Source organism: uncultured Stenotrophomonas sp., assembly GCF_963519925.1.
Lineage (GTDB): Bacteria > Pseudomonadota > Gammaproteobacteria > Xanthomonadales > Xanthomonadaceae > Stenotrophomonas > Stenotrophomonas maltophilia_AE.
In genome coordinates, this window is sequence record NZ_CAUQPH010000123.1 from 1 (window position 1) to 10,734 (window position 10,734).

Annotated in this window: 10 protein-coding genes; 3 read left to right on the plus strand and 7 right to left on the minus strand. The window is 68.0% G+C overall.

The features are described 5' to 3' along the window. A partial coding sequence (locus RWO33_RS16315; RefSeq protein ID WP_314106221.1) for a sigma-54 dependent transcriptional regulator occupies nt 1–942 on the plus strand: 942 nt, incomplete at its 5' end. A 2-nt stretch (nt 943–944) separates the two neighbouring features. Here the strand turns inward: RWO33_RS16315 and RWO33_RS16320 are convergent. From RWO33_RS16320 to RWO33_RS16350, 7 genes are all read right to left on the minus strand, one after another. Then, nucleotides 945–2,294, minus strand: a complete 1,350-nt coding sequence (locus tag RWO33_RS16320; RefSeq protein WP_145479814.1) for a transporter — start codon at nt 2,292–2,294, stop codon at nt 945–947. A 43-nt stretch (nt 2,295–2,337) separates the two neighbouring features. Continuing rightward, nucleotides 2,338–3,150, minus strand: coding sequence for a hypothetical protein (locus tag RWO33_RS16325; protein ID WP_314106222.1), 813 nt, complete (start codon nt 3,148–3,150; stop codon nt 2,338–2,340). Between the two features lie 8 nt (nt 3,151–3,158). Beyond that, on the minus strand, nt 3,159–3,860 hold the full coding sequence (locus RWO33_RS16330) for a C39 family peptidase (RefSeq protein WP_314106223.1): 702 nt from the start codon (nt 3,858–3,860) through the stop codon (nt 3,159–3,161). A gap of 148 nt (nt 3,861–4,008) precedes the next feature. Continuing rightward, the gene (locus RWO33_RS16335; protein ID WP_145479810.1) at nt 4,009–5,526 is read right to left on the minus strand and encodes an adhesin; all 1,518 of its coding nucleotides are present in this window, start codon (nt 5,524–5,526) and stop codon (nt 4,009–4,011) included. A 42-nt stretch (nt 5,527–5,568) separates the two neighbouring features. Then, nucleotides 5,569–6,207 carry a hypothetical protein gene (locus RWO33_RS16340; RefSeq protein WP_314106224.1) on the minus strand — a complete coding sequence of 213 codons (639 nt, stop codon included), beginning with the start codon at nt 6,205–6,207 and terminating at the stop codon, nt 5,569–5,571. After that, nucleotides 6,204–6,698 carry a hypothetical protein gene (locus RWO33_RS16345; RefSeq protein ID WP_314106226.1) on the minus strand — a complete coding sequence of 165 codons (495 nt, stop codon included), beginning with the start codon at nt 6,696–6,698 and terminating at the stop codon, nt 6,204–6,206. Before RWO33_RS16345 ends, RWO33_RS16340 begins: the two co-directional genes overlap by 4 nt. A 337-nt stretch (nt 6,699–7,035) precedes the next feature. Further along, entirely contained in the window at nt 7,036–8,367 is a 1,332-nt protein-coding gene (locus RWO33_RS16350; RefSeq protein ID WP_314106225.1) for a dicarboxylate/amino acid:cation symporter, read from the minus strand. Nucleotides 8,368–8,518: 151 nt separating this feature from the next. Here RWO33_RS16350 and RWO33_RS16355 point away from each other — a divergent pair, with 151 nt between their 5' ends. Then, nucleotides 8,519–10,225, plus strand: a complete 1,707-nt coding sequence (locus RWO33_RS16355; RefSeq protein WP_314106227.1) for an alkaline phosphatase — start codon at nt 8,519–8,521, stop codon at nt 10,223–10,225. Nucleotides 10,226–10,295: 70 nt separating this feature from the next. Further along, the coding region (gene tilS, locus RWO33_RS16360) for a tRNA lysidine(34) synthetase TilS (RefSeq protein ID WP_314106228.1) at nt 10,296–10,734 on the plus strand (439 nt) is incomplete at its 3' end.

Genomic DNA, 10,734 nt, shown 5'->3' on the forward strand with positions numbered 1-10,734 from the left:
GCCGGGGCCAAGGCCCTGGTCGGCGACAGCGCGGTGCTGCAGGTGGCGCGGGCGGCGCTGCGCAAGTTCGCGCCGGTCGAGCTGCCGGTGTTGATCACCGGGGAAACCGGAACCGGCAAGGAGCTGGCGGCGCAGGCGCTGCATGCGCTGTCGCCTCGCCATGGGCGCCCGTTCCTGGCGGTCAACTGCGGGGCGATTCCGCCGGCGCTGGTGCAGTCGGAGCTGTTCGGGCATGAGCGCGGCGCGTTCACCGGGGCGGCGACGCGGCGGCTGGGCCTGTTCGAGACGGCCAGCGGCGGCACCGTGTTCCTGGACGAGATCGGGGACCTGCCGCTGGATGCGCAGACCAATCTGCTGCGGGTGCTGCAGGAAGGCACGATCGAGCGGGTGGGCAGCAACCATCCGTTGTCGGTGGATGTGCGGGTGGTGGCGGCAACGCATGTGGACCTGGAGCAGGCGGTGGAACGCGGGCTGTTCCGCCGCGATCTGTTCTACCGGCTCAATGTGCTGCGCCTGCCGATGCCACCGTTGCGCGAGCGCGGCACCGACATCCTGTTGCTGGCGGAACACTTCCTGGCCAGCTTCCGGCGCCGCCATGTGACCCGCGCGCGCGGCTTCAGTACGGAGGCGGCACGGGCGCTGCAGCGCTTCAACTGGCCGGGCAATGTCCGCGAGTTGTTGAACCGGGTGCAGCGGGCGGCGATCGTGAGCGAAGCCGAGCTGATCGGCGTGGCCGACCTGGAGCTGTTGCCGCCGCAGGTGGAGATGCCGCAGCGGCTGCTGCACGATGCACGCCAGGCGGCCGAACGCGATGCCCTGCTGCAGGCGCTGCGCGACAACGCCTTCAACATCACCGCATGCGCGCGCACCATGCAGGTGTCGCGGGTGACGGTGTACCGCTTGTGCCGCAAGCACCAGCTGGCATTGCCTGAATTGCGTTGACCTCAAAGCATGTAAGGCACTTTGAACGCCAGGGTGAAGTCCGGCGCGTCCGGGGTCAGGCCGATGCCCAGCAGGCTGACCAGCGTGGTCTTCTGGTTCAGCGCATAGGTGATGCCCAGGTTCAAGGTGGCGGCATTCGCATCGCTGCCGACGATCTTGACCCACTGGCCGCCCTTGTAGCGGGTGGAGGCGCGGGCGCTGAGTTTGTCGCTGAAGGAGATGCTCAGGCTGGTGCGTTCGTTGAAGGCGAAGGCGACGCCGGCGCCAAAGTAGTAGGAGCCGCCGAGTTTCACGTCGCCGGGGTTGACGGTGTCGGGGTTGGCGTCGAGGTCGTCGAAGCTGTTTTCGAAGGAGTGGACGTAGCCGATGTTGGCGAACAGGATCGCCGGATCGGCGGTCTTCACTGCGGACAGGCCGATGTTGGCCTGCCACACGCCGTTGCCGGTGGGCTGCTCGCTCGGTACGGCGAAACGGATGAAGTCATCGTCGTCGCGCTGCAGCACTTTCCAGTCCAGCCCATAGGGTTCGCGACCGGTGGGTGCGGTGGCGCCCACGGTGAGCACGGTTTCCGGCAGGCGACCGCGTTCGGAGAACAGTTTGTAGTTGGCGCTCAGGCTGACGTCGCCGATGCCGTTGCCGGTGGTTTCTTCCTGGGCGATGGCCGCGGCCGCGCCGCCGGCGCCGCCTTTCTGGAACACCGTCTTGCGCGCCAGGTAGGGCACGTCCAGGTTCAACGCCAGGCGCGGGGTGAGGCCCCAGCGTGCGGCCAGGTTGTAGGTAAGGGTGTCGGACTCGACGTTCTCGATCGCAATGTTGCCGAGGAAGATGGCGTCGAGCGCGAGGAAGCCGTTGAGGGTGAGCTGCTTGCGGTCGTAGCGCGCGTAGGTGAGGCTGTTTTCCAGGGTGAAGCGCCGGGTGAACAGCGTGGCGGTCTGCTGCTTGACGTCGTCGACGCTGCGCCGCGAGGCCTGTTTGGCTTCTTGGGCTTCTGCCGCGCTGCTGGCGTAGCCGTCGCCGCCGACCGGTGCGGCCGGAGTGGTCGCAGGCAACGGTTCGGGCGCGGCGGCAGCGGCGGCCAGCGGCGCGGTCTTGCCGCTCAGGCGGGCCTGCATGGCCTGCACCTGCATGTCCAGTTCGCGCAGCCGGCGCACTTCCTGGGCGTAGTTGGCCTTGAGCGTTTCCAGCTGCTGCATGAGCGCTTTGACATCGGCTTCGTCGGCCGGCGATACCGGCGCGTTCTGTGCGCCGGTGGGGGCCGGCGATGCCGGGGCGGTCTGCGCGGCGGCGGTGGTCGCCGATGCGAGTGCCAGCGCCGCCAGCGCCAGCGGAGTGCTGCGTATCGAGGTGTGCATTTCCTTGCCCTGCGGTTCTGTGTGGTTCCCCCACCGACCAGGATTACTGGCCGGGCCCCATGCCAACACCGCGCACCAGGTTCATCGCCTGGGCCACGTTCTGGTTGAGCGATCCGCTGCTGGCCAGCGTCTGCCGGACCAGGTCGATCTGCATGCGGTTGCGTACCGCCTGGCCGTCGCTGCTGATCGCGATGCTCTGCCCGACGCTGCCGTTGCGGATCCACTGCTGCACCTGGCCAATGCCCTGGATGTCCAGCTTGACGCTGGCGCTGCTGCCATCCTGCTGGGCCACGGCGCTGACGCCGCCCTGCTGCGCGCTGGCCTGCTGCACGCCTGCCTGCTGCACCACGGCTGGCTGCACGCCTGCCGGGTCGGACGCCGGCGGTGCGCTGCCTTCGCGCACGTTCAACTGCGTGCTGTTGCTGGCCACGTTGTTGTCGCCGGCCACCTGCACGCTCTGGGTCAGGCCGGCCACGTTCTGCAGGCCGCTGGAATCGACGCTGCGTCCGGGCGTCACCGGCAGCGGCGCGTCGGCGGCGGTGACGGTCACGCTGGGCGTGAAGCTGACCTTCGGGGCCTGGGTGCCGTGGCTGAAGTCCATGCCCAGGGTCAGCGCGCTCTGCGCCGACTGGTTGCCGGCCTGCCACTGCGACACCATGGTCACGCCGAACCAGGCGACCGACGTCCCGTTGACCGTGTAACGGCCGCGCATGAGGTTGAGTTCCGGATCGGGGATCTCGCTCAGTCCCTTGCCGGGCCGTCCCTGCTCGGCGCGCGGCGCATCCGCTGCGAGGACCGGGGCCGTGCCCAGCAGGGCAAGCAGCATCGCGACCGGCGTCCATGGGGTGGTGTTCATGATGTCTCCTAGAACAGATCTGCGTGGGTGAAACCGAAGTCGACCAGTTCCGCGTCGGTGATCGGCCCCTGCCGCGCATACAGCGAACGTGCACTGGGCCGTTCACCGGGCTGCAGCAACACCGTGTTGCGGTCGAAATCGGTACCGATCACGACGAACACGGCCCGCGACGGCCATGATTCGAGAAATTCGTTGATGGGAACGCTGCGGTTGCCCAGGATCGGGTCGGCCACGTCCACCAGATCGCCACGGACCTGCTTGAGGACCACGAAATGGCGGAAGCCGCGTACATCCATCAACACCAGTCCGGGCACGCGCAGTGAGCGCAGGCGCTCTTCGTTGACGCGGTAGCCGCGCCCACGCATGCCCATCGATTCCACATACCGTTTGATGTCCAGCAGCGAAAAGCCGCGCTGGTGGACCAGTTGGGGGTCCGATACCCCCATCATGCCTTCGATGACCGTGCCTTCGTCCGCGTCCAGGTGGTAGGCGTAACGCAGGATCGTGGCCAGTGCGGCCGCGCCGCAGCTGTAGTCGGTGTGCTGGCGCACCACGTTGCGGAAGCGCCGTTCCTGCATGCTCTCCACCTTCTGGGTGAACACCGCACCATTGGGCAGCACGCCACTGAAGGCCACGTCGCCCGCGCGCGAGGCGCCGACCGGCAACAGCAACAGCGACAACGTGCAGCACAGGGCTCGGGTGGACCACATCGGCGAGGCTCCGGGGATGACGCAGGAAAGGAAGGAGCCCCTGCCCCAAAGGGGGAGGATGGGACAGGGGCTCCCGGGGGAACCCGGCCATTGGCGGATGACCGGGCTTGTTGCGCTCAACGCGTACTGCTTGCGAAAGCGGACAGGCTTACTCGCCGCCACCGCCGCCCGGGTTGCCGCCGGTGGACGGCTGCGCCACGGCCAGGGCCAGGCTGTTGGCCTGCAGGTTGCCGGTGCCGGCCGCCACGTTCACCCCGATGTTGCCGGAGGCGCCGCGGAACGCATCGCCGGACAGCGAGGCGTTGTTCTCGGCCTTCTCGACCACCCAGCGGGTGGTGGCCACGGTGCCGCTCAGGCTGGCATGCAGGTCGGCGTAGCCGACTTCGCCGTAGGCCAGCACACCCTGCTCTTCGGTGTCGAAGGCAAACCCGCCCACGCCTTCGCGGTTCGGGTTCTGCACGGCGCCCTGGGTATCGGAGTCGAAGTCGATATGCCCGGTCGAGTCGCCGCCGGAATGGCTCTCGCCGCTCCAGCTGTCGGCGTACAGGTTCGACTGCTGGAAGGCCTCGCCTTCGCCACGGTAGGCACCCACGCCGATGGCCGCGGTACCGCCGCGCACGTTGCCACGCAGGGTGACCTGGGTGGTGTCACGCATCGCCTTCACGTAACCCTCGTTGGACACGCTGTTCTCGGCGGAGACCTGGTTGGAGCTGATGCTGGCGGTCGCCATGCGCGCAGTGGACACCGAAGCCGCCAGGGCGTTCTTCTGCTCGTTGTTGTTGCCGGCAGCGCTGTTGACGCCGATGTTGCCGGTGGCGCCGCGGAACGCGTTGCCGCTGAGGCTGGAGTTGTTGGCCACGCCGTCGTTGTAGGTGCGGTTGCCGGCGCCGTACTGGTTCACGTACACCTGCGCATCGGACATGCCGAAGGTGAACGATGCATCGGCAGCGGACAGCGACGCGGCGTTGTCCTGGGCATTGTTGTCACCGGCGGCGGTGTTGAAGCCGAGGTTGCCCGACGCGTCCTGCGCCACGTTCTCGCTGATCGACGCGTTGTTTTCCAGCAGCTCGTTGTCACCATGGTTGTCGGTGATCGACTGGCGGTTGTCGATGATGGCGATCGCCGCCGAGTCGACGGCCAGGTCACCCGAGACCGTCGGACGGCCACGGAACTGGATGTCCGCGCCTACCTGCAGGTCCGATTCCAGGTTCACGTCGACGCCGTGGTTGTTCTTTTCCTTGCGCTCGTCGGCGCGGATGTCGCTGTTCTTGGTGACGTTCTCGTTGACGGTGACGTCACGGTTGTGGGTCACGTCGCGGGTTTCGGTGTAGCTCTTGGTGGTGGTTTCGGTGTTGGTGTCGCTGCTGGCGTTGGTGGTGCTGTTGTTGCGCACGCGGGTGCGCGAATCCCAGTCGTTGCGGATGTTGGTGTCGATGTTGGTATCGATGTCCGTATCGATGCTGGTATCGATCGCCGTGGTGATGTCGGTGTCGATGTTGGTGTCGACGTCGGTATCGACGTCGGTGTTGAGGTTGGTGCGCGTCTCCCACACGTTATGGATGTGGTTGATGAACGCACTCTGGTTCTGGTTGTCCTGTGCGGAAGCAGATGCGGTGGCCACAACAGCGATGGCCAGTGCCAGTACCGTCTTGTTCATGGTGTTCATGATGCCCTCTCTCTTCACGGTCAATCGGGTGGATGGAACTGCTCACGGGGTGGATTGCACCGACATGCTCAATTGATTGGCAGTGGTGTTGCCGGTACCCGCGATTTGATTGAGTTGCAGAACGCCGTCGAATCCCTGCAGCGCGGTGTCCTCCACGGCGACACTGCGGGTTCCGGCGGAACCACCGCGTGCTGCGGTGCCCTGCCCCCCTGCTGACGCGAGTGCCCCCGACGCGGCCAGGGCCTCGTCGTTCGTCTCGCGTATGCCCTGTTGCGCCAGCGTGGCCGTGACGATGTTGAGCGTCGCGTTGCCGATGCCGCTGGCCTGGTTGATCATGGCGACGCCGCTGGCGCCGCCGAGTGCCTGCCCGCCAATGCTGGCGCGGGCGTCGAGCGCGCCAGTGGCGCGTACCCGGTTGTTGGAATGCAGTTGCCGCGCGTCGATGTCGACCTGCGCGGTGTCGCCGCTGGCGATGCCCAGCAGGTTGCCCTGCTGGTTGAGATCGCCCGCGGCCATGTTGACCACGATCGCGCCATCGGCGCCGCTCAGCGCGCGGCCGTCCAGGCGGGTGTGGTTGAGGTAGCCCAGCATGCCCGCGTAGTCATCGACCTGCTGCGCGCACAGCGGCAGCGGCACCACGGACACCAGGCCCAGCGACAGCAGGACGGCCATGCGCTTCATTTGCCGTTCCCACCGGTCGGCTGGCCCAGCGGGAACTGGGCCAGGGCGCCACGCACCTGGTCGCCGATGCCGCGGGTGGCATTGCCCACCGCCCCCATCGGGCCGCCGATGCTGCGGCCCAGTGAATTGCCGGACAGCACGCCGCTGGTGGTGGCGCGTCCGAGCGTGTTGTTGACCGTACCGGTGGTGACGCGCTCGACCGTAGTGGGGTGGTGGGGCGATGCGATGCCCGCATTGGAGCCAAGCGAGGCGTAATCGTCGTCGCTCAGTTCGTCCATGCCGTTGGCCGTGCCCAGCGCGCCGCTGACTTCGCGGCGCGGCGAGGGATCCGCGATCAATGCCACGCCCGGCGGTGCGGGCCGGTAGGCCGGTCGCGCTGAGACGTCGCGCAGCAGGACGATTTCGCCCGGTTGCGGTTTCACGCCCTGGCGTGCGCCCGAGGCCTGTACGGCTGCCGGTGCCAGCAGCAGCGCCGCCATCACCCATGCCATCGTGCCTGCCCTGCCTGCTGCGTGAACGCTGTCCATTGCGACCTCCCGTCAAGATGCGGAGGGAGGGAGCAGTTATCGTGCCAACTTCGAAAGCCCTGTTTCATGGGCGTTTCGGCGCGCCTCTGGAGCGCTGCTGCAACGTTGGTGTTACACCTGCGCCGCGTTCACGCCGCCTGAACACGTCGACCACGCTGGCCGAACCCTTATGACGCCTGCTCCGCACCGGGGTGTATCAGGACTGTTACAGCGCGCGATACAGCTGTCACAGCGCGCAGTCAGCCAATGAAAAACGGGCCGGCAGTGCCGACCCGTCCGTATCCAGCCCGTGCCGCTGCGCTCAACGCGCGGCTGGCTCGTCGCCTTCGTCCACGCCAAGATTGGTGGACGGGTTGTCGTACACCTCGCGGTCGAGCAGGCCGGTTTCCTTGGCCACCAGCACCGGCACCAGCATCTGTCCGGTCACGTTGGTCATGGTGCGCATCATGTCCAGGATCCGGTCGATGGCGTACAGGTAACCGATGGTCTCCAGCGGCAGGTTGGCCGCGCTCAGCACCACCGTGGCCATCACCACCGCCGTGCCCGGCACGCCGGCGGTGCCGAAGCTGCCCAGTACCGAAGCGATCAGCACCACCAGATACTGCTCCGGGCTGAGCGGCACACCGGTGTACTGGGCGATGAACACCGCGCACAGCGCCGGGTAGATCGCCCCGCACCCATCCATCTTGATACTGGCGCCCAGCGGCACCGCGAACGAGGCATAGTCCTTGTTCACGCCCAGGTTGTGGGTGATCGAGCGCATCGCCGCCGGCATCGCCGCGAAGCTGGACGAACTGACGAACGCCACCTGCATGCCCGGCGCCGCGCCGCGGAAGAACTTCAGCGGGTTCAGTCCGTGCACCAGCAGCAGGCTGCCGTACACCAGCAGGATGTGCAGCGCGCAGGCGACGTACAGGGCCAGCACGAAGTTGCCCAACGGCAGCAGCTTCTCGAAGCCGTAGCTGCCGACCAGGCCGGCGATCAGGCCGAACGTACCCAGCGGGGTCATCTCCAGCACGAAGCGGGTGACCTGGATCATGATGTCGCTCATCTGCCCGGTCAGCCTGCGCGCCTCGGCGACCTTGTCGCCCAGCTTGACCATGGCAAAGCCGAGCAGGCCGGCGAAGAAGATCACCGGCAGGATCGAACCGCGCCCTGCGGCCAGCACGGTTTCACCCGCCGCGTTGACCCGGGTGCCGATCCCGGTCAGTGCGTAGAACACGTTGGACGGGACCACGTCCATCAGCACCTTGACCACGCTGGGCACCTCGCGCGGGGTGTAGCCATGGTCCATGCTCAGGCTGAGGTTGCCGGTGCCCGGCTGCATGATCGTCCCCACCAGCAGGCCGATGCCGACCGCCAGCGCGGCGGTGATGATGAACCACAGGAAGGTGCGCCCGCCGAGCGCGGCGACCGACTTCTGGCCGTGCAGCGAGGAAATCGCGTTGATCACCGCGAAGAACACCAGCGGCACCGCGATCATCTTGATCAGGGTGACGTACAGGTCGCCAAGCGGGCCGAACCAGACTTCGGCCGCGGGACCCAGCAGCCAGCCGGCCAGCGCGCCCAGCACGAAACCGCCGAGTACACGCTGCCAGAACGGGATCCGCAGCCAGGCAGACACCAGCGCCATGAGCATTCCAGGAAGAGAGTGATACAGCGGATCACCTTAGCCGAACCGGCCCGCGCGGACGAGGCGCACAGGGAAAATCAGCGTGTCATCGGCGTGCCTTGCGGCGTTCTGCATAATGAACGCCCGTTTCATCCGTGAGATCCGCGCGTCCATGCCCCGTTCCACCCCCCTGCTGGCGGCCGTCGCCACCACCCTGCTGCTCGGCGCCTGCGCCACCCCCGCCTCCTCCTCCCGCGCCAGCGCCGGCTCTGTTCAGGTCGATGTACCGGCAGTAGCCCATCCGGCCGGTGAAACCCCGCAGTGGTGGTACCGCAGCGGCGCCGCACGCGCCGCCGGCAGTGGCGCGATGGAAGGCCGCGCGAAGAACGTGATCCTGTTCCTGGGCGATGGCATGAGCCTGACCACCGTGGCCGCCGCGCGCATCTTCGAAGGCCAGCGCAACGGCAACCCCGGCGAGGAAAACCTGCTGTCGTGGGAACGCTTCCCGGCCACGGCGTTCAGCAAGACCTACAACACCGATTCGCAGACCCCGGATTCGGCCGGCACCATGACCGCCATCACCACCGGGGTGAAGACCCACATGGGCGCCATCGGGGTCAGCGCGGGCAGCCGCAGCGACTGCGCGGACAGCCTGGGCAAGGGCCTGCTGACCTGGCTGCAGCTTGCCGACAGCGCCGGCATGGCCACCGGCGTGGTCTCCACCGCGCGCCTGACCCACGCCACCCCGGCGGCGACCTATGCCCATGCGCCCGAGCGCAACTGGGAAAGCGACGCCGACCTGCCGGAAGCGGCAAAGGCCGCCGGCTGCCAGGACATCGCCCAGCAGCTGCTGTCGACCTCGCGCTACGGCCGCGGGCCGCTGGTCGCGCTGGGCGGCGGCCGCGCCCAGTTCACCACCGTGGAAGAGACCGACCCGGAGTACGATGACAAGGTGGGCCTGCGCCTGGACGGACGCAGCCTGGTCGGCGAATGGAAGCAGGCGCATCCGCAGGGCGCGTATGTGTGGAATTCCCGGCAGCTGCTGGCCGCGGCCAGCGCCCCGGCGATCCTGGGCCTGTTCGAACCGGACCACATGCGCTACGAGGCCGAGCGCAGGGAAGACCCCTCCGGTGAGCCGAGCCTGGCCGAGCTGACCCGGGCCGCCATCGCCAACCTCTCGCGCCACAAGGAAGGCTATGTGCTGATGGTGGAAGGTGCGCGCATCGACCATGCCAACCACAGCGGCAATGCCTACCGCGCCCTGAGCGATACCGTGGCCCTCTCCGATGCGGTCCGCGTAGCGGCGGAGGCCACCTCCGACCAGGACACCCTGATCATCGTCACCGCCGACCATTCGCACACGCTGAACTTCGTCGGTTACCCCGCCCGCGGCAACCCGATCCTGGGCAAGGTCAAGGACAAGGGCGGCGAAGACGGCGCCGGCGCGCTGGACCTGGCCCGCGACGGCACCGGCCTGCCCTACACCACCCTGAGCTACGCCAACGGCCCGGGCTTCACCGGCGCCAGCAACCAGCAGCCGGCCGGCCCCAAGACCTACCCGCATGCGCCGAGCAGCTTCGACCCGGTCAAGGGCCGCCCGGACCTGACCCACGTCGATACCGAGCACCGCGATTACATGCAGGAAGCGCTGGTCCCGATGAAGAGCGAAAGCCACGGCGGCGAAGATGTCGGCATCTGGGCCCGCGGCCCCGGCAGCAGGGCGGTGCGCGGCACCATGGAGCAGAACGCGATCTACCACATGATCGTGCAGGCCACCCCGCGCCTGCGCGAGCGCCTGTGCCAGGCCGGCACCTGCGACGCCCACGGCGTGCCGGTGGAACTGCCGACGCCGAAGGCGTTCGAGCGCACCGTCGAGTAGCGCCACGTCCACGACGATTCCGATGGCGATGGATTGCGTCAACGCCGATACTGCAGACGTGCCTGACCCCATCGCCCCGATCAGTCCCCTGCCCCCCGTGCCCGACCTGCCCGCTCCGGTGCTGGTCGGGTTCAGTGGCGGGCTGGATTCCACCGTGCTGCTGCACTGGCTGTCGCAGTCCGCCGCGCAGCGTGCGGCGGGGCTGCACGCGGTGCACGTGCACCACGGCCTGCAGGCCGAGGCCGACCGCTGGGCCGCGCATTGCCAGGCGATCTGCACGGCGTGGTCGATTCCCCTGCAGGTGGTCCACGTCAACGTGCCACGCGACACCGGCGAAGGGCTGGAAGCCGCCGCACGGCACGTGCGCCGTGACGCCTTCGCGCGGGTCCTGCGCGACGGCGAACACCTGGCCCTGGCCCACCACCGCGACGACCAGGCCGAAACCTTCCTGCTGCGTGCGCTGCGCGGTTCCGGCGTGGACGGGCTGGCGGCGATCCGCGCGCATGCGC